13 protein-coding genes and 1 pseudogene are annotated in these 18,918 nt (G+C 66.0%); 7 read left to right on the forward strand and 7 right to left on the reverse strand.

All coding sequences use genetic code 11. The annotated features are described in order from the left end of the window. Positions 1-603: 603 nt before the first annotated feature. The 6 genes and pseudogenes from ACNQPL_RS16910 to sfnR form a co-directional block, all read left to right on the forward strand. Positions 604-1,569 (forward strand): annotated as a pseudogene (locus ACNQPL_RS16910) (HAMP domain-containing protein); the annotation flags it as partial. A gap of 102 nt (positions 1,570-1,671) precedes the next feature. Continuing rightward, the gene (locus ACNQPL_RS16915) at positions 1,672-2,427 is read left to right on the forward strand and encodes a methyl-accepting chemotaxis protein (protein ID WP_416467368.1); all 756 of its coding nucleotides are present in this window, start codon (positions 1,672-1,674) and stop codon (positions 2,425-2,427) included. Positions 2,428-2,534: 107 nt separating this feature from the next. Beyond that, positions 2,535-3,551 carry an ABC transporter substrate-binding protein gene (locus tag ACNQPL_RS16920; RefSeq protein ID WP_346613045.1) on the forward strand — a complete coding sequence of 339 codons (1,017 nt, stop codon included), beginning with the start codon at positions 2,535-2,537 and terminating at the stop codon, positions 3,549-3,551. A 361-nt stretch (positions 3,552-3,912) separates the two neighbouring features. Then, positions 3,913-4,473 carry an FMN reductase gene (msuE, locus tag ACNQPL_RS16925; RefSeq protein ID WP_346613044.1) on the forward strand — a complete coding sequence of 187 codons (561 nt, stop codon included), beginning with the start codon at positions 3,913-3,915 and terminating at the stop codon, positions 4,471-4,473. 9 nt (positions 4,474-4,482) lie between these two features. Then, positions 4,483-5,670, forward strand: a complete 1,188-nt coding sequence (locus tag ACNQPL_RS16930) for an acyl-CoA dehydrogenase family protein (RefSeq protein ID WP_416467310.1) — start codon at positions 4,483-4,485, stop codon at positions 5,668-5,670. A gap of 9 nt (positions 5,671-5,679) precedes the next feature. Then, the gene (gene sfnR / locus ACNQPL_RS16935; protein WP_346613042.1) at positions 5,680-6,780 is read left to right on the forward strand and encodes a sigma54-dependent transcriptional activator SfnR; all 1,101 of its coding nucleotides are present in this window, start codon (positions 5,680-5,682) and stop codon (positions 6,778-6,780) included. A 176-nt stretch (positions 6,781-6,956) separates the two neighbouring features. Here sfnR and ACNQPL_RS16940 read toward each other — a convergent pair whose 3' ends face one another. The 7 genes from ACNQPL_RS16940 to quiC all read right to left on the reverse strand — a co-directional run bounded on the left by ACNQPL_RS16940 (position 6,957) and on the right by quiC (position 16,983). Beyond that, a complete protein-coding gene (locus ACNQPL_RS16940; RefSeq protein WP_416467311.1) occupies positions 6,957-8,381 on the reverse strand; it encodes an MFS transporter in 1,425 nt (474 codons plus the stop codon). Next, positions 8,336-9,547: an acyl-CoA dehydrogenase family protein gene (locus ACNQPL_RS16945; RefSeq protein WP_416467312.1), complete on the reverse strand. Its 1,212-nt coding sequence runs from the start codon at positions 9,545-9,547 to the stop codon at positions 8,336-8,338. Before ACNQPL_RS16945 ends, ACNQPL_RS16940 begins: the two co-directional genes overlap by 46 nt. A 112-nt stretch (positions 9,548-9,659) precedes the next feature. After that, positions 9,660-11,372: a dipeptide ABC transporter ATP-binding protein gene (locus tag ACNQPL_RS16950; RefSeq protein WP_416467313.1), complete on the reverse strand. Its 1,713-nt coding sequence runs from the start codon at positions 11,370-11,372 to the stop codon at positions 9,660-9,662. Beyond that, positions 11,369-12,232, reverse strand: coding sequence for an ABC transporter permease (locus tag ACNQPL_RS16955; RefSeq protein WP_416467314.1), 864 nt, complete (start codon positions 12,230-12,232; stop codon positions 11,369-11,371). The genes ACNQPL_RS16950 and ACNQPL_RS16955 overlap by 4 nt, the downstream gene beginning before the upstream one ends. Then, positions 12,229-13,215, reverse strand: coding sequence for an ABC transporter permease (locus tag ACNQPL_RS16960; RefSeq protein WP_346613036.1), 987 nt, complete (start codon positions 13,213-13,215; stop codon positions 12,229-12,231). Before ACNQPL_RS16960 ends, ACNQPL_RS16955 begins: the two co-directional genes overlap by 4 nt. After that, positions 13,212-14,807: an ABC transporter substrate-binding protein gene (locus ACNQPL_RS16965; RefSeq protein ID WP_416467370.1), complete on the reverse strand. Its 1,596-nt coding sequence runs from the start codon at positions 14,805-14,807 to the stop codon at positions 13,212-13,214. Before ACNQPL_RS16965 ends, ACNQPL_RS16960 begins: the two co-directional genes overlap by 4 nt. A gap of 268 nt (positions 14,808-15,075) precedes the next feature. Beyond that, entirely contained in the window at positions 15,076-16,983 is a 1,908-nt protein-coding gene (gene quiC, locus ACNQPL_RS16970) for a 3-dehydroshikimate dehydratase QuiC (protein ID WP_346613035.1), read from the reverse strand. A gap of 479 nt (positions 16,984-17,462) precedes the next feature. Between quiC and ACNQPL_RS16975 the strand changes: the two genes are divergently transcribed. After that, a complete protein-coding gene (locus tag ACNQPL_RS16975) occupies positions 17,463-18,836 on the forward strand; it encodes an MFS transporter (protein WP_346613034.1) in 1,374 nt (457 codons plus the stop codon). The last annotated feature ends 82 nt before the right edge of the window (positions 18,837-18,918 follow it).

The raw sequence follows: 18,918 nt of genomic DNA on the forward strand, positions 1-18,918 counted from the left end.
AAAAATTGGATCATGCCAACAAGGCTGGCAACTATGGCCTCACAGGCCATGGCACGTTGCAACAAATGTGGGAGCGGGCTTGCCCGCGATGCGCCGCGCGGGCGGCGCTCGGTCTCAATGGCGCTAAAGATCCCAAGGCAAGCGCTTCGCGATGCGCCGCGCGGGCGGCGCTCGATCTGCGAAACACTAAAAACCTCAAGACAGGCACCTCCCAACGCCCAATACCCAACACCCAACACCCCAAAGCCAAACCCTTACTGCCAAAAAAAGGGATTCCCCCTCATGCCTCTGCGACAACTTTCCATCCAGTGGAAGATCACCCTGCTCGCCGGTCTGTGCCTGGCCGGCATCGTCAGCCTGCTCGTCGGCCTTTCGCTTTACCGCATGGACCACAGCTCGGACCTGGTCAAAGCCAGCAGCATGCAAATGCTCAGCGAGGCCGCGCAGGCACGCATCGAGTCGCAGGGCGAGGTTCAGGCCTTGAACATCCGCCGCCAGTTCATGGATGCCTACCAGTACGGTGCCGGCTTCGCCCGCCAAGTGTTGTTCCTGCGTGAGCAGGCGGAAAAACGCTACCTGGATGCCTTCGACCTGCGTGAGGACATGACCCGCCAGGTGCGCGCAGCCCTGCAGGCCAACCCCGACTTGCTGGGCCTGTCGCTGGTGTTCGAACCCAATGCCCTGGATAACAAGGACAGCCTGTTCACCGGCCAGGCGGAACTGGGCAGCAACGAAACCGGGCGTTTCGCGCTCTACTGGTCACAGCCGCGCGCAGGCCAGCTGACCGCCATGGCGCTGCCCGAGCACGACATGGCCAACACCGAGATCGGCCCCAGCGGCCAGCCCGCCAACACCTGGTGGGTGTGCCCGCGCAGCAGCGGCAAGGTCTGCGTGGTGGAGCCGTACTTCTATGACATCGACGGCCAGCGCGTGCTGATGACCAGCATCGTGTTCCCGCTGGCAGTCAACGGCAAGGTGATCGCCACCCTCTCCATCGACATCAACCTCAACAGCCTTCAGGCCCTGAGCCAGGAGGCCAGCGGCAGCCTGTACGAAGGCCGCACCACAGTCGGCATCCTCAGCCCCGTGGGCCTGCTGGCCGGTTACAGCGCCGACGCCAGCAAGCTCGCCCAACGCTTTGACCAGGTCGACCCGCGCAACGGCGCCGAACTGGTGCGCACGCTGGCCGCAGGCAAGCTGAGCGTGCACCACGATCAGCAGCGGCTGAAAGTGCTCGCCGCCTTCCAGCCGATCCCCGGTGCGCAACCGTGGGGTGTGCTGCTGGATGTGCCGGAAAACGCCCTGACCGGCCCGGCCGAGGCACTCAAGCAAGAGCTGGATGCCCTGAACACCAGCGGCACCCTGCTGGAGCTGGGCCTGGGCCTGGCTGCGGCAATCGCCGGCCTGTTGCTGGTGTGGTTGATGGCGCGTGGCGTGACCCGGCCGATTCTCGGCGTGGCGGCAATGCTCAAGGACATCGCCAGTGGCGAAGGTGACCTGACCCGCCGCCTGACCTACGACAAACGTGACGAACTCGGCGAACTGGCCGGCTGGTTCAACCGCTTCCTGGACAAACTGCAGCCGACCATCGCCGAGGTCAAACGCTCGGTGCAGGCTGCGCGCGGCACTGCCGACCAGTCGTCTGCGATTGCCACCGAAACCAGCGCCGGCATGGAGCAGCAGTACCGCCAGGTCGACCAGGTGGCCACCGCCTCCCACGAGATGAGCGCCACCGCCCAGGACGTCGCCCGCAGCGCCTCCCAGGCCGCACAGGCTGCACGCGACGCCGACCAGGCCACCCGTGAAGGCCTGGCGGTGATCGACCGCACCACGCGCAGCATCGATGCCCTGGCCGCGGACATGAGCAATGCCATGGCCGAAGTCGAAGGGCTTGCGCAGAACAGCGAGAAGATCGGCTCGGTACTGGAGGTGATCCGCTCGATCGCCGAGCAGACCAACCTGCTGGCACTCAACGCCGCCATCGAAGCCGCCCGCGCCGGTGAGGCCGGCCGTGGTTTTGCGGTGGTCGCCGATGAAGTACGCAACCTGGCCCAGCGGACCCAGGAGTCGGTGGAAGAAACCCGTCAGGTTATCGAAGCCCTGCAGGCCGGCACCCGCGAAGTGGTAGGCGCCATGGACAACAGCCACCGCCAGGCCCAGGGCGGCGTGGAACAGGTCGGCCAGGCCGTCACCGCGCTGCAGCGCATCGGCCAGGCAGTGACGGTGATCAGCGACATGAACCTGCAGATCGCCTCGGCGGCCGAGGAGCAAAGTGCGGTGGCCGAGGAGATCAACAGCAATGTCGCGACCATCCGCGATGTGACCGAGTCGCTGTCGGGGCAGGCCAACGAATCGGCGCGGGTCAGCCAGTCGCTCAACAGCCTGGCCAACCAGCAGCAGGCGTTGATGGATCAGTTCCGGGTCTGATCGCGCAACACCGCGGCGCCCGGCACGTTCGGCCGGGTGCACGAGGGCGCCGGGATGCCGTCGGCTACACTTGCCCGGCACACCGAGTGACAACCCTCGAGGTCCCGATGAAGAAAATTCCAACGCTGCTGGCCGGCCTGCTGCTGGCCGCAGGCCTGGCCAGCACCGACAGCGCCGCCGCGGCCGAAGCGCGCGCCCCCATCCAGTTCGGCGCCATCAACTGGGAAAGCGGCGCGCTGACCACCGAGATTCTGCGCCTGATCGTCGAGCACGGTTACGGCTACCCCACCGACACCCTCCCCGGCAGCACCGTGAGCATGGAAGTGGCGCTGGCGCGCAATGACCTGCAGGTGGTTGCCGAGGAATGGGCCGGGCGCAGCCCTGCCTGGGTCAAGGCCGAAGAGGCGGGCCAGGTGTTCGCCCTGGGCGACACGGTGAAAAACGCCGAAGAAGGCTGGTGGGTACCGGCCTACGTGATCAAGGGCGACCCGGCGCGCAACCTCAAGCCACTGGCGCCGGACCTGCGCAGTGTCGACGACCTCAAGCGCTACCCTGAGGTGTTCAACGACCCGGAAGCGCCTGGCAAAGGCCGTTTCCTGAACAGCCCCAGCGGCTGGACGTCGGAGATCGTCAACAGCCAGAAACTCAAGGCCTACGGGCTCGACGGCCTGTACACCAACTTCCGCAGCGGCACCGGCGCGGCGCTGGATGCCGAAGTCGAATCGTCGATCCGCCGTGGCAAGCCGGTGCTGTTCTACTACTGGAGCCCAACCCCGCTTATCGGCCGCTACGACCTGGTGCGGCTGCAAGAACCGCCCTTCGATGCCCAAGCCTGGGCGACGTTGACCGACCCGAAGAACCCGAACCCGCGGGGCAGCCAGTCGTTGCCGGCGAAGCTGTCGATCGGCGTGTCCAAGGCATTCAAGGACAACTACCCGGAGCTGGTCGCGGTGTTCGAAAAGGTAGACCTGCCGATCGACCGCCTGAACAAGGCCCTGGCCGAGATGAACGACAAACGCCTCGCGCCCGAGAAGGCCGCCCAGGCTTTCATGCGCAACAACCCGGATGTATGGAAAGCCTGGTTACCAGCTGAAGTCGCGACCAAGGTTGCCCAAGCCCTTTGATTTCATTGCTGCCATGCAAAAGCCCCGTGTGGGAGCGGCCCTGTGTCGCGAAAGGGGCGCATCGCGCCCCGGCAGGCTTCAGGAGAGCCTCGATCACAACCCTTCAACACAGAAAAAGAATAAGAATATGAATTCTTATTCTTTTTTTAACATTCGGTTTTCCTCTATAACTCTTCCAACTGTGCAGCCGCCAACACCTGGCCAACTGTCTGCAGCGCAACACCCGATCAACACTCAACGCCCACAAGGCAACACCGGTAGCTGCCCTGAAACGCACGCAACCTGTTGATCCCTATCAGAATTAAAAATCGGCACGACGATTGCTCAAGCAAAGTCCCGCTTATTCAACCGGAGACCTGCCATGAGCGCCCCACTGAATGTCGTAGCCCTGTCCGGCGGCACCGCCCGCCCGTCGCGCACCCTGACCCTGACTGAAGCGATCCTTGCCGAACTGGGCCAGCACCTGAACATCAAGCCGCACCTGATCGAGCTGGGCGACATCGCCCGCCCTCTGGGTGGCGCACTGTGGCGCAGCGAATTGCCCGACACTGTCGAACAACAGCTGCGCCTGGTGGAGAAGGCCGACCTGCTGGTCGTGGCCACACCGGTCTACCGCGGCAGCTTCCCCGGCCACTTCAAGCACCTGTTCGACCTGATCGGCCAGGACGCGCTGGTCGACACCCCAGTGCTGCTCGCCGCCACGGGCGGCAGCGAACGCCACGCACTGGTACTCGATCACCAGTTGCGTCCGCTGTTCAGCTTCCTGCAGGCCTTGACCCTGCCGATTGGCGTGTATGCCAGCCAAGCCGAGCTGGCTGACTACCGGGTGTCCAGCGACGCCCTGAGCGCCCGCATCCGCCTGGCTGCCGAGCGTGCCGTCCCCCTTTTCGGCGCGCACCACGCGCTGCGCAAGAGCGCCTGAGGAGCGGCCATGAATGCATCTGTAAACCCAGCCCAACGCCCTGCCCTGGCCATTGCCAGGGAACTGGCCGGGCAGTTCGCCCAGAGCGCCGTCGAGCGTGACGAGCGCGGCGGCAGCCCCAAGGCCGAGCGCGACGCCCTGCGCAACAGCGGCCTGCTGTCGCTGGCGATTCCGCAGGCCTTCGGCGGCCAGGGCGCCAGCTGGCGCGACACCTTCGAGGTGGTGCGCGAGTTCGCCCGCGTCGACAGTTCCATCGCCCACGTATTCGGCTTCCATCACCTGATGCTGGCCACCGTGCGCCTGTTCTCGCGCCCCGATCAATGGCAGCCGTGGTTCGAACAGACCGCGCGCAAACACTGGTTCTGGGGCAATGCCCTGAACCCGCTGGACACCCGCACGGTGGTCAAGCACTTCGATGGCTGGTGCGAATTCTCGGGCAAAAAAAGCTTCTGCTCCGGCGCCAGCGATTCGGAAATGCTGATTGCCTCGGCAGTTGACGAACGCGCCGGGGGCAAGCTGCTGATCGCCGCGATCCCCAGCGGGCGCACCGGCATCTCCCTGCACAACGACTGGAACAACATCGGCCAGCGGCAGACCGACAGTGGCAGCGCCACCTTCGAGCGGGTGCGGGTCGAGCATAACGAACTGCTGCTGGACCCAGGCCCGCTGAGCACCCCGTTCGCCGCCTTGCGCCCGCTGATCGCCCAGCTGCATTTCGCCAACCTGTTCCTTGGCATCGCCGAAGGGGCGTTCGACGAAGCCCGCCAGTACACCCTTAACGAAAGCCGGCCGTGGTTCCGCTCCGGCGCCAGCACCACCGCAGAGGACCCTTACGTGCTGCGCCACTACGGCGAGTTCTGGGTCGGCCTGGAAAGCGTACGGCTGCTGATCGAGCGCGCCGCCAACCAGCTCGACAGTGCCTGGGCCAAGGAGCAGGCGCTGACCGCCGAGGAGCGCGGCGACCTGGCCTTGGCCATCGGCACCGCCAAGGTTGCGGCCACCCGCCACGGCCTGGACATCTGCAACCGATTGTTCGAGGTGACCGGCGCCCGCGCCACCCACGCCTCGCTGCGCTTTGATCGCCACTGGCGCAACCTGAGGACGCAAACCCTGCACGACCCGGTGGATTACCGTATCCACGAGCTCGGCGAGTGGGCCCTCAGCGGCAAGCGCCCTGCCCCATCCTTCTATTCCTAAGGATCGCCCATGCAACTGCTGACCCTCCCCCCGTCACCGCAACTGGCTACCTCGATCAGGGCGACCGCACAGGTCTTCGAAGACCCCAGATCGCAGGCGCTGCTCGCCCACCTGCAACAGGTCGCCCCCAGTGAGGCCAGCGTCCTGATCATCGGCGAAACCGGCACGGGCAAGGAGCTGGTCGCGCGCCATATTCACAACCTCAGCGGCCGGCGCAACGGCCCGTTCGTTGCGGTGAACTGCGGTGCTTTCTCTGAATCGCTGGTCGAAGCCGAGCTGTTCGGCCATGAAAAAGGCGCCTTCACCGGCGCCCTGGCAGCCAAAGCCGGCTGGTTCGAGGAGGCCAATGGCGGCACGTTGTTCCTCGACGAGATCGGTGACTTGCCACTGCCGATCCAGGTCAAGTTGCTGCGCGTGCTGCAGGAGCGTGAGGTGGTGCGCCTGGGCTCGCGCAAGAGTATCCCGATCAATGTGCGGGTGCTGGCAGCGACCAATGTGCAGCTGGAAAAGGCGATCAACGCCGGGCATTTTCGCGAAGACCTGTACTACCGACTGAACGTGGTCACCCTGCAGCTACACCCCTTGCGTGACCGCCCCGGCGATATCCTGCCACTGGCGCGGCATTTCATCCGCACCTACAGCGAACGGCTGAGCTACGGGCCGGTGGAGCTGAGCCCCAAGGCCCAGGCCAAGCTGGTGGAGTACAGTTGGCCGGGCAACATTCGCGAGCTGGAGAACGTGATTCACCACAGTTTGCTGACCTGTGGGGACGGGCTGGTGCAGGCCCAGGACCTGCGCCTGTCCAACCTGCGCCTGGAGCGCCAGGAGGAAGAACCGGCGAGCAATGGCGTGGAGGATCTGCTGCAGCAGGCGTTCAGCCGGCTGTACGAGGAACAGCCGGGGGATTTATACGAGAAGGTGGAAAATGCGCTGCTGCGCTCGGCGTACCACTTCTGCCATTACAACCAGGTGCATACCGCACAGTTGCTGGGGTTGTCGCGCAATGTCACGCGTACCCGGCTGATAGCGATTGGCGAGCTGGTGGTGAACAAGCGGCGGGGGCCAGAGCCACAGGTGGTGGATAACCGGTTGGTGCGGTTGTCGATCTGAGATTGATCGCGACCGTACTGGCCTCTTGGCGGGCAAGCCCGCTCCCACAAGCGGCTTTTGCGGCGAAGCAGGCGCCGCGGTGGATGGCACCGGCTTCGCCGGTATTCGCGGCTGAAGCCGCTCCTACAGGGTCCCCGCCAAATCACTAAGTTAGCGTTTGTGCCATCAGAGCGGGGTCAGCTCGCCAAGCGGCGGAATACCGCCCCGGACAACCCGCACAATGCGGCACACGCCAGCATCACCGTGGCGATATCCGCCACCGAGGTTTCGCTGCGCCCGTCTGCACCAGCCAACACACCGAGCAGCACGCCCGCCAGGCTGACCGACATGGCCATGGTCAACTGCACCGACATGGCCGACAGCGAAGAGGCCGCCGCCGAGCGCTCACCCGGCACATCCTGATAACTGGCAGCGCCCAGCGTGGAAAACTGCAGCGAGCGCACCAGGCCTGCCGCAAACAGCACCACGGCCATCAACCACACTGCGGTGTCGCGGTCGAAACTGGCGCACAGGGCAATGCCGGCGCCACTGAGCACGGCGTTGCAACTCAGCACCCGGCGGTAGCCGTAGCGCCGCACCAGCGGCACCGCCAGCAGCTTCATCAACAACGCGCCCACGCCACCACTGACCACCAGCCACCCGGCCGCCAGCGGGCTCATGCCCAGGCAATTCTGCAACAACAGCACGATCAGAAACGGCTGCGCCGCCGAACCCAGACGAAACAACCCGCCACCGGCCTGGGCTACGCCGAAGCTGCGCAGGCGCAGCAGCGACAGGTCGACCAGCGGGCTGGGGTGGTGCCGCGCATGCACCAGGTAGCCCAGCGCACAGGCCACGCCGGCAGCGACAAGCGCCAGTGCCCACACCCGCGGCAACTGCCCTAACCCTAGCGACTCCAGGCCCAACACCAGCATGGCCAGCGCCCCGCCACTGAGCAGCAGGCCACGCAGGTCCAGCGGCGGAACCGGGCGGGCCGGGTAGTCCGGCACATGGCGCAGGATCAGCCAACAGCCCAGCAGGCAGATCGGCAGGTTGACCAGAAAGATCCAGTGCCACGACAGCACCGTGACCAGCAACCCGCCCAGCAACGGCCCGATCAAGGGCCCGACCAATGCCGGCAACGCCAGCCAGGACATGGCCTGCAGCAGTTGCTCACGGCTCGACCAGCGCAGGATGATCACCTGCCCTACCGGCGTCATCAGCGCACCGGCGGCACCTTGCAGCATGCGCCCAAGGCACAGCTGCCACAGCGACTCGGCCAGGGCGCAGGTCAATGACGCGAAGGTAAACAGCCCCATCGCCAGCAGCATCACCTGGCGCGGCCGGAAGCGCTCCGCCGCCCAGCCGCTGAGCGGCACGCACAAGGCCAGCGCCAGCATGTACAGCGACACCACCAGGTTCATGCGCAGGCCCGGCTCGCCAAAATCGGTGGCCATTTGCGGCAGCGCGGTCATCACCGCCGTGCTGTCGAGCAACTCCATGAACAGCGCGGCGCCGATGATCACCGGCACCTTAGGGCTCTGCACATGGCCGGCCAACAGGGCCGGCTGGGCGGTCAAAACAGCCCCGAGACTGGCGGCCGGGTGCCCTTGAGCTGCCATGCACCGACCACCGCCGCCTTCCACTGGCGCGGGTTGTGGTTGGCCACGGTGCGGGCGTTGCGCCAGTGGCGGTCGAGGTTGTGCTGGCGGCCGGTGGTGGAGGCGCCGCCCACGTCGAACAGCGTTTCGGCCGCCTTCAGCGCCAGCTCAGCGACCAGGTACTGTGCCTGTGCCACCTCGATGGCGGCCTGCTCCACAGCAGCCTCATCCAGGCCTGCGGTCCAGGCCTGGTCGATGCTCGCGGCGGCCTTGAGCACCAGGGCTTCGGCGCCATAAGCGCGGGCCGCGATGTCGCCTATCGACAGTTCCACGTAGGGGTCGTCCACCGAGCGGCTGGCCGAGCTGTGCTTGATCGGCCGGGCGTGTTCGCGGGCGAAGCGGGTGGCATCGTCCAAGGCATTGCGGGCGATGCCAGCCAGCACGGTGCCGAGGAACAGCTGCAGGAACGGCGTGACAATCGTGCGCTTGCCCTCCTCCACGGTGCGCGGGCGAATATCACTGGCCTCGACCTTCACATTGCGCAGGTGGGTAGTGCCGCTGGCCGTCAGGCGCTGGCCCATGGCATCGAAGTCGTCCACCAGCTCCAGGCCCTCGCGCTCGCGCGGCAGGATGAACGACACCGGCTGCTCGTCCTCGTCCAGGGCCACGGCGCTGACGTAGTCGGCAAACAGCGCGCCGGTGCTGTAGTACTTGCTGCCATTGGCGCGAAAGTGCTCGCCCTCGCGCACCAGCCGCGCCGCGATAGCGCCGTTGGCACCGCCCAGTTCCCAGCCGGCGTTGCCGATCACCGCGCCGTCCAGGTAGCGGGCGAACCAGCGCTCGCGCTCCCGCTCGGCGCCTTCGGCACGCGACACCAGCAGGCCTTCGGCGAAGGCGAAACCGGGGCGCAGGGCCTGAGCGACGTTGGAGTCGACTGCGGCGATCTGCAGCAGCAGTTCGATCACGTCGCTGACATTGCCACCGGGGCCGCCGTATTGGGTGGGGATACGCACGGTGTACACACCGGCGGCGGCGAGCTGGGCCACGGCTTCGTGGGGCAGTTGTCGCTCACGCTCGCGTTGGGCGGCGCCTTCGCCGATGGCCGGTAGCAGGGCCGCGATGCGGGCGTTTAGCGCTGCGATACTGGTGGCTGGCGCCTGGGGGGTGAAACGTTGGAAAGTCGTCATGGTTCAGTCCTTTAGGTACAGCATTCGATAATGTTTGCACGATCCCTGTGGGAGCCGGCTTGCCGGCGATAGGGCCGGTACAGCCCACAGATGATGGCGGTGGGCCTTTGAGTCAGATGGCGATCTTCCAGAGGCGCGACTCGTCGAACAGGTCGAAAGCTTCGTGCTCCAGATCCAGCGGTGGCACCACGAGTTCGGCACCACTACCAGGCAGCCTTGGCACGGCGCCGAGCAACCGCTGCGTGTATTCATGCGCAGGCCGCTCGAACAACTGCTCCACCGGCGCCTGCTCCACCACCTGGCCATGGCGCATCACCAGCACGTCGTCGCTGACATGACGAATTACCCCCAGGTCATGGGAAATGAACAGGTAGGCCAGGCCCAGCTCGTCCTGCAGATCAGCCAGCAGATCGAGCACCTGGGCCTGCACCGACACGTCCAGTGCCGAAACCGGTTCGTCGCAAATGATCAGCTTCGGCTCACTGGCAATTGCCCGGGCAATCGCCACCCGCTGGCGCTGGCCGCCGGACAGCTGCAACGGCCGGCGCTGCGCCAGCTCGGCCGGCAGGCGCACCTGGCCCAGCAGCACGGCAATGCGCGCCGGCCTGGCCGGCGCTTCGATGCCCGCCACCTGCAGCGCATCGTCGAGGATTTGCGCCACGCTCCAGCGCGGGTCGAACGAGCCCAGCGGGTCCTGGTAGATCACGCTGATCTCGCGGCGCAACGGCCTGCGCAGTGCTTCCGTTACGGCGTTACCCGGGCGGTTCCAGGGCTGGCCGCGGTACAGCACCTCGCCTTCATCGGGCTGCAACAGGCCCAGGGCGATGCGCGCCACCGTGGTCTTGCCCGAGCCGGATTCGCCGACGATGCCCAGCGTGCGCCCGGCGCGCAGGGTGAAATCGACACCCTGCACTACCTGCCGCAGCAGCCCGTCGGGGCCCAGGTAACGCTTGCCCAGGCCGCGCCCCTCCAGCAGCACGTCGCTTTTGTGCCGGGGCTTGGGGTCACGTTTTACCCCTGCGCGCTCAGGTGACAATCGGCTGCCACGCGGGTGTTCGGCCGGCACCGCCGCCAGCAACGCCTGGGTGTACGGGTGGCGCGGCTGGCGCAGCACCTGCTGCATCGGCCCCTGCTCCACCACCTCGCCATGGCGCAGCACCACCACGTCATCGGCCAGTTGCGCGACCACCGCCAGGTCATGGCTGATGATCAACAGTGACGCGCCGCGGGCCTTGATCTGCTGGAACACTTCAAGTATCTGCGCCTGCACCGTCGCATCCAGGGCAGTGGTCGGCTCGTCGGCGATCACCAGCGCAGGGTCCAGCGCCAGCGCACTGGCAATCAGCGCACGCTGACGCAAGCCACCGGACAATTGCCCGGGGCGCTGCCGGGCACGCAAGGCCACATCCGGCACGCCGACCCGCTCCAGCAACGCGTGCACACGCGCCGCACGGCTGTGTCGGTCGCCATACTGATGCGCTTGCAGCACTTCGAGAATTTCCTTGCCCACCGGCCGCAGCGGGTCGAGCGACACCAGCGCATCCTGCAGCACGAAGCCGATGTCCTTGCCGCGCACCGCGCGCCACTGGCGCTCGCTCAGGTCGAGCAGGTCGTGCCCGCCGAAACTCGCCTGGCGGGCGCTCACCTGCGCACCCCGCCCGGCCAGGCCCACCAGGCTGCGGGCACTGACGCTCTTGCCCGAGCCCGACTCACCCACCAACGCCACGCAGCGCCCCGGTTGCAGGGTGAAAGACAAATCACGGACCACACTGCGGCCTTCGAAAGCCACGGTCAGCCCCTCGACGATCAAGGTCTTGTCGCTCATGGCAGGCGGCCCTCCAGGCGTTGTTGGATATAGCGGCCGGTTACCGTGGTGGCCAGCGTGGTCAGGACGATGAACAAACCGGGGAAGAAGGTCAGCCACCAGGCATTGGCAATGAAGTCGCGGCCCATCGACAGCATGGTCCCCCACTCCGGCGCCGGCGGCCGCGCGCCCAGACCGAGAAAGCTCAGCGCCGAGGCCCAGACGATGGCCTGGCCGACGCCCATGGTCAGCGTCACCACCAGCGGGCGCATGGCATTGGGCAGTAACTGGCGCAGGACGATGCGCGAGGTCGGGTGGCCGAGCGCGCGGGCGGCTTCGATGTAACCGGCATTGCGCACCGCCAGCACCTGGCCGCGCACCATGCGCGCATAGCCCGGCGCGCCCCCCAGCCCGGTGGCGACGATCAGCGGGCCGACGCCGCTGCCGAACACCGCCACGAACAACAGCGCCAGCACCAGGCTGGGGAATGCGAACAGCACCTCCAGCAGCCAACCCACCGCCCGGTCCACACGCGCCCCACCCAGGCCGCCGAGCAGCCCCAGGGCAATGGCGATAGCCATCGAGATAGCCGTGGCCGCCACGCCGATCAGCAGGCTCTGACGGGCGCCGTGGATGATCCGCGCAAAGATGTCGCGGCCCGACTGGTCGGTGCCCAGCCAATGGACCCAGCTGGGCGGCTGGAACGCCTCGCGCGGCACGATGGCCAGCGGGTCGATGCGGGTGAACAGCCCCGGCAGCAACGCCGCCAGCACCAGCGCCAGCAAAAACAGGATTGCCAGGCTGGCGCCCAGCGGCGGCAGGCTCAGGCGCCGTTGCCGGCGCACGGGCGTCAGGGCCCGGCCCAAGGTCAGGTCAGTCATGCTGCAGCCTCCTGTTGCCGAGGGTCGATCCACTGGTACAGCAGGTCGACCAGAATGTTGGCCAGCACGTAGCCGGCAGCCACCACCAGGCTGATGCCGATCACCAGCGGCAGGTCCTGCAGTTGTACGGCCTGGTACAGCTGGCGGCCGATGCCCTTGCGCGAGAAGATCACCTCGCACACCACCGCGCCGCTGATCAGCGCGCCGATGGCCCAGCCCGACAGCGCCACACCAGGCAGCAAGGCATGGCGCAGGGCATGCTTGAAACGCACCGCCAGGTCGCTCAGGCCGCGGGTGCGCGCCGTCAGTACGAAAGGCTGCTCGAGGGTCAGCTCCAGGGATTCGCGAGTCACCTGGGCAATGAAGCCTGCCAACGGAATAGCCAGTGAAAACGCCGGCAACACCAGGCTGGCCAAGCTATCGCTACCCGCCGGCGGGAACCAGCGCAGGCCGAAGGCGAACACTGCCAGCAGCACCACACCGAGCCAGAAGTGCGGCAACGATGCGCTCACGGTTTCCAGCAACGAAGCCACGCCGCCGATCAAACGGCCACGGCCGGCGGTGACCACCGTCAGCAACAGCACCAGCAACCAGGCCAGCACCAGTGCCGCCACGGTCAGCTCGAACGTGGCGCCGCCCTGCTCGGCCAGAACCCGCGTTACCGGCAGGTGCTGCGAGTAGGACATGCCCAGGTCACCCTGCAGCAGGCGCCCGAGGTAGAGCACGTATTGCACCGCCAGCGGCTTGTCGAGGCCGAACTCCTGGCGTGCGGCTTCGATGGCTTCGGGCGAAGGGTTGCCTGTGGTGCCGCCGAGAATCGCCAGCACCGGGTCGCCCGGCATCAGGCGCAAGGCGAAGAAGGTCAGCGTTGCCACCGCCCACAGCACCAGCACACCGCCGGCCAGGCGGATGCCCGCGCGGCGGCCCAGCGCGGCCAGCCGCTCACGGCGCGGGTCGGTCACGGCGAGGGTTGTCGAAGTCATTTGTTCACCCATGCGTCATAGAGGTAGGTCACCGCCAGCGAAGGCTCCAGGCGCACGCCGTGGGCGGTCTTGTAGATGCCCAGGCGGGTGCTTTGCGGGTAGGTGGTGAGTTGCAGGTATTGCGCCGCTGCCTGCTGCTGCGCCAGGTGATAACGCTGGCGGCGCAGTTCGGCGTCTTGCGTGGCCAGGGCGCTGTCGAGCAAGGCGTCGAAGCCTGGGTCGGCGTAGCCGGATGAGTTCTGGTGGTAGCCACCCACCCCAGCCGGCTGGACGAAGGCGCTGGTAAAGATGATGCGCAGCACGTCGGGGGTGTTGGTGTTCCAGTAGCCGATGCGGATGTCGTAGTCCCACGCGGCCTGGCGGCTGGTGACCTGGGCGTCGCTCATCTGGTCGAGCACCAGCTCGATGCCGACCTGGCGCGTGGTGGCTTGCACCTGCTCCCACAGGGTGAGCTCCGACGGCGGTGTGCGCGCGCCGATCAGCACCACCGCGCGCAGGCGCTGGCCGCCCTTGGTGCGGTAGCCCTCGCTGTCGCGGCGGGTCCAGCCGGCTTCGTCGAGCAGCGTGGCGGCGCGCGCCGGGTCGTAATCCTGGCTGCGCTCGAAGTCGCCGCTGTAGAACGGCGTGGCCACGCTGAGCGGCCCCCCGGAGCGCGGGAACTCGCCGAAGTACACGCTCTTGAGCGCGCCCTCGACGTCGGCGCTGCGCACCAGTGCCTCGCGCACGCGGATATCGTCGAACGGCGCCCGGCGCAGGTTGAAGGTGCCGTTGGTGGGGTTGCCCGGGCGCTGGGCGATGATCAGGTCCACGTCGGGGTTGCGCCGCGCTGCCTCGTGCGATTCCGGCGGCAGCGCCTCGATTACGTCCACCTCACCGGCCTGCAGCGAGGCGAAGCGCACCGACGGCTCCTGGATGAACTTCCAGACGATGCGCGCAAGATACGCCGGCCCTTGATGCTGTGCGGTCGGCGGCGCCCAGTTGTAGTCCGGGTTGCGTACCAGCTCCACCTGGTTCTGCCGGTCCCATCGCACCACCTTGAACGGCCCGCTGCCGACCGGGCTTTCGCAGTTTTCGTCACGGCTGCGAGCCAGCGCGGTGGGCGACTGGATGCCGAGAAAGCCTTGCGCCAACACCTCCAGGAAGGCTGCATAGGGCGTGGCCAGCGTGACCTCAGCGGTGTAGTCGTCGAGCACCTTGGTGCTTCGATACTGGCGGATATAACCCCCGGCGGTGCTGGACTGGGTCTTGGGGTTGGCCATGTGATCGAGGTTGGCCTTGACCGCCTCGGCATTGAACGGCGTGCCATCGGTGAAATGCACGTCGCGGCGCAGGTGGAAGGTATAGCGCAGGCCGTCAGCGGAGACCTCCCAGCGGCTGGCCAGCCAGGGGCCGATCTGGCCGTGGCTGTCCATCGACACCAGCGAGTCGAGGTACTGCTGGGCGACGAACACCTGGGGCATGTCGCCGGCCACGTGCGGGTCGAGGCAGGTGGGTTCGCGGTCGGTGGCGTACACCAGCGTACCGCCGTGGATCGGCTGGGTGCTTTGCGCCGCGTGCTGCTCGGCACGCTCGCAGCCGACCAGGGCCAGCACGGCGCAGAGCGGGATCAGGGGGAGGATGGGTCGGTTCAAGGTCGCTCCTGCGGGGACTGGGCTTTGATAGCCCTGTTGCAGGAGTTGTGCCGGGTTCAACGGCTTGATTTTGCTGGGGTTTGGCGGATGGGTGGTGCTGGTGGGAGGGCAAAGTGTGTGAGGGGTGTTGGCAGGCGGACAGTGCCTCGTCTGATCGAGCGCCGCACGCGCGGCGCTCGATCTCTGCTACGCAACAACGATCAAGGCAGGCATGAACCTGCCCTGTCCGTTACAACACCGGCTTGCGCGCCGCGCCACTGCGCCGCTTGGCCATCGCCGCCAGGCGCACTGCGACGTTCGCCGCACCGTATCCGGCATAGCCACCTTTGCGCTGGATGATCTCGAAGAAGAAGCGGTCCTCGAACGACTCGGTGTACACGTGGAACAGCTCGCCACCCTGGGCGTCACGGTCGTACAGCACGTTGTAGTACGCCAGTTCGCTGAGGAACTCGTCGTCGAAATCAAAACGCGCCGCCAAATCGTCGTAGTAGTTGAGCGGGATCTCCAGCAGAGGTACGCCCGCTTCCTTGGCGCGCGCCACTTCCTTGAAGATGTCTGCACAATCGAAGGCGATGTGGTGCACACCGGAGCCACGGTAGCTGGACAACGCATGGGCAATCGCGGTGTTGCGGTTTTCCGAGATGTTCAGCGGCAAACGCAGGCTGCCGCACTGGCTGCGCAGGGCGCGGCTTTTTACCAGGCCGTAAGGGTCGGGCAGCACCACTTCGTCATCGGCGGCGAAGTCGAACAGGCTCTTGTAGAACAGCACCCAGCTGTCCAGCGACTCGGCCGGCAGGGCCAGGGCCATGTGGTCGATGCGCTGCAGGCCGCCGGTGGCGGTGGCGGCCGGGTCCAGGCGGAAGTCGGTGTCGTACAACGACGGGCCTTCCTTGCCCTGCTCCACCAGGTAGATCAGGCTGCCGTCCGGGGCGCGCACGGCGGGCACTTCGCATTCATTGGGGCCGACCAGGCCGCGGAACGGCTGGCCGCGAAAGTCGGTGGCGCGCTGCAGCGCGGCGTGTTCGTCCTTGACCCGCAGCGCGGTGGCGCACAACGACGGGCCGTGGGCCTCGAAGAAGTTGTGGCCAAAGGAGTACGGCTCGGCATTGAGAACGATATTGATATCGTTCTGGCGCAGCAGGCGTACGTCTTTGCTGCGGTGCTTGCCGGCATCGGCAAAACCCAAGCGCTTGAGCCAGCCGCCCAAGCGCGCGCCGACGGCCTCGTCGACGGCAAATTCAAGGAACTCCACGCCATCATAGGCACTGGCGGCGGGCGGTGCGAACAGCACGCCCGGCTCGATGGCGGTGCCTTCCTGCTGCAGGCGCAGGCGGGTCTGCTCTTCGAGGTACAGCAGCGAACGCAGGCCATCGGCGGCGTTCTGCCGCGGTGGTGCGGCGCGGAAGCCGTCGTTGAAGATTTCCAGCGACAGCGGGCCGCGGTAACCGGTGGCGAGAATCGGCGCGAGGAAACCGGCCAGGTCCATTTCACCCTGGCCTGGGAAGCAGCGGAAGTGGCGGCTCCACTCCAGCACGTCCATGGCCAGGATCGGCGCGTCGGCCATCTGCACGAAGAAGATCTTGTCGCCGGGGATGTCGCGGATCGCCGCCGGGTCACCCTTGAGCGACAGGGTGTGGAAGCTGTCGAGGATCACCCCCAGCGCCGGGTGGTCGGCCTGGCGCACCAGGTTCCACACTTGCTGGTAGGTGTTGACGTGGCGGCCCCAGGCCAAGGCTTCGTAGCCGATGCGCAGGCCGCGTTTGCCCGCGTGTTCGCCGAGCAGGCGCAGGTCGTCCACCAGCAGTTGTTCTTCGCCCAACGCGTCGGCCTGCACGTTGCTGCACACCAGCACCAGGTCGGTGCCCAGCTCTTGCATCAGGTCGAACTTGCGCTCGGCGCGGTCAATGTTCTTTTGCAGGCGATCGCGGCGGCAGCCTTCGAAATCGCGAAACGGCTGGAACAGGGTGATGGCGATGCCCAGGTCGGCGCACATCTGCCGCACTTCGCGGGGGCTGCCGGCATAGTAGAGCAGATCATTCTCGAAGATCTCGACGCCGTCGAAACCGGCGGCGGCGATGGCTTCGAGCTTTTCCGGCAGGGTGCCGCTCAAGGACACGGTGGCTATCGAACGCTGCATGGTGGGGTTCCTTGTTATTGGAAAAGGCAACAAACCGAACCTCGACGGGTTCCTGGCATGTTCAATTATTCGCAGGTAAAGTCGCGCCAGCAATCACTTTGTACGGAACGGTTAGTTTTGCGTTCGATTACCGCACAAAACCCGTTTTGGCGAATTGATTCACTGTCACCCGTGGGCAACCATGGGATCAGACGCAGGCACACCGACCGCCCTTTTCTGCCCAGATAGCCGTTCGGCGCAGCCCGCGCGTACAAGCCCAACGCCACGACATAATAAGTTCAATAAAACGGGTACCGACCTATGCAAACCTCAATCGCCTTGCAACCCGCACCTGCTCGTTCGTCCTCCCTTGGCAGACTCCGCCTGCGACCGTCCGTTCATTAAGCGCACCGAAAACTCCCGATAGCGATCGCACACCTACCGGCCGCCGCCCGACGGCGCCTGCTGTGCGGCGACCAACAAAAACAACGGAGACAACGATGGCCCACTCCAGCTCTCAAGCCAAGAAAGCGACCGCCAGCGGATGGATAGGCTCGGCACTCGAGTACTACGACTTTTTCATCTACGCCCAGGCTGCGGCGCTGATTTTCCCGCAGATCTTCTTCCCCAATACTGACCCGAAAATGGCCATCATCGCTTCGCTGGCTACTTACGGCGTGGGCTACCTGGCCCGCCCGGTCGGCGCCTTCGTGCTCGGCCACTGGGGTGATACCCGCGGCCGCAAGAACGTCCTGCTGCTGTGCATGTTCCTGATGGGCCTGTCGACCATGGCCGTCGGCCTGTTGCCGACCTACCACGACATCGGCCTGCTCGCCCCCGCCTTGCTGGTCGTGCTGCGCCTGGTTCAGGGCTTTGCGGTGGCCGGTGAAATTTCCGGGGCCAGCTCGATGATCATGGAGCACGCACCGTTCGGCCGCCGCGGCTACTATGCGAGCTTTACCTTGCAGGGCGTGCAGGCCGGCCAGGTACTGGCGGCGGCGGTGTTCCTGCCACTGGCGTACTTCATGCCCAGCGAAGCCTTCAACGACTGGGGCTGGCGCATTCCGTTCCTGATGAGCGCGGTGGTGCTGATTGCAGGTTTCATCATCCGTAAGGAAGTGCACGAAACCCCGGCGTTCGTGAAGGAAGAGAAACAGGACAAAGTTGCCAAGTCGCCAATCAGCGAGGCCTTCCGCCACAGCTGGAAGCACATGGTGCTGGTGATGTTCATGGCGTTGATGAACGTGATCCCGGTTGTCGCCACCATCTTCGGTGCAGCCTACGCGGTGCAGCCGGCCTACGGCATCGGCTTCGACAAGAGCGTGTACTTGTGGATACCGGTGGTGGGCAACATCGTTGCGGTGCTGGTAATCCCCTTTGTCGGCAACCTTTCCGACAAGATCGGCCGTCGCCCGACCATGATCGCCGGCTGCCTGGGTTCGGGCCTGCTCGCCTTCGTTTATCTGTATGCGATCAGCATTCAGAACGTGCCACTGGCCTTTGCGGCGTCCATCGTGATGTGGGGCATGGTCTACCAGGGCTATAACGCGGTGTTCCCAAGCTTCTACCCTGAGCTGTTCCATACCCGCTACCGCGTGTCGGCCATGGCCATCGCGCAGAACGTCGGCACCATGCTGACCGCCATGCTGCCTGCGCTGTTCGCCCTGGTGGCCCCGCCGGGTTCGGACAACATCCCGCTGGTGGTGGGTGGCCTGGCGTTCTTCATTACCTGCGTGTGTGCACTGGCGGCTTATATCGCGCCGGAGACGCATCGCCTGGCGATGGAAGATTTGGGGAACCCGCAGGCCAAGCCGATGGAGAAAGAAGCCTTTGAAGCGAGCCGCAAGGGTAGCTTTCAGGCTGTGAGCAACTGATAGACCGCATGGGGCTGCCTTGCAGCCCATTCGCGGGGCAAGCCCGCTCCCACAGGCCATAGGGCGGCCTCAGTCTCTGTGG

Origin of the sequence: Pseudomonas sp. LFS044, from assembly GCF_047978245.1 — a bacterium.
Taxonomy (GTDB): Bacteria; Pseudomonadota; Gammaproteobacteria; order Pseudomonadales; family Pseudomonadaceae; genus Aquipseudomonas.

What these genes read in the sequence shown, in the direction of transcription:
- ACNQPL_RS16915 (WP_416467368.1), top strand. Translation starts at nt 1,672, where the DNA reads ATGGAGCAGCAGTACCGCCAGGTCGACCAGGTGGCCACCGCCTCCCAC.
- ACNQPL_RS16920 (WP_346613045.1), top strand. Translation starts at nt 2,535, where the DNA reads ATGAAGAAAATTCCAACGCTGCTGGCCGGCCTGCTGCTGGCCGCAGGC.
- msuE (WP_346613044.1), top strand. Translation starts at nt 3,913, where the DNA reads ATGAGCGCCCCACTGAATGTCGTAGCCCTGTCCGGCGGCACCGCCCGC.
- ACNQPL_RS16930 (WP_416467310.1), top strand. Translation starts at nt 4,483, where the DNA reads ATGAATGCATCTGTAAACCCAGCCCAACGCCCTGCCCTGGCCATTGCC.
- sfnR (WP_346613042.1), top strand. Translation starts at nt 5,680, where the DNA reads ATGCAACTGCTGACCCTCCCCCCGTCACCGCAACTGGCTACCTCGATC.
- ACNQPL_RS16940 (WP_416467311.1), bottom strand. Translation starts at nt 8,381, where the DNA reads ATGGCAGCTCAAGGGCACCCGGCCGCCAGTCTCGGGGCTGTTTTGACC.
- ACNQPL_RS16945 (WP_416467312.1), bottom strand. Translation starts at nt 9,547, where the DNA reads ATGACGACTTTCCAACGTTTCACCCCCCAGGCGCCAGCCACCAGTATC.
- ACNQPL_RS16950 (WP_416467313.1), bottom strand. Translation starts at nt 11,372, where the DNA reads ATGAGCGACAAGACCTTGATCGTCGAGGGGCTGACCGTGGCTTTCGAA.
- ACNQPL_RS16955 (WP_416467314.1), bottom strand. Translation starts at nt 12,232, where the DNA reads ATGACTGACCTGACCTTGGGCCGGGCCCTGACGCCCGTGCGCCGGCAA.
- ACNQPL_RS16960 (WP_346613036.1), bottom strand. Translation starts at nt 13,215, where the DNA reads ATGACTTCGACAACCCTCGCCGTGACCGACCCGCGCCGTGAGCGGCTG.
- quiC (WP_346613035.1), bottom strand. Translation starts at nt 16,983, where the DNA reads ATGCAGCGTTCGATAGCCACCGTGTCCTTGAGCGGCACCCTGCCGGAA.
- ACNQPL_RS16975 (WP_346613034.1), top strand. Translation starts at nt 17,463, where the DNA reads ATGGCCCACTCCAGCTCTCAAGCCAAGAAAGCGACCGCCAGCGGATGG.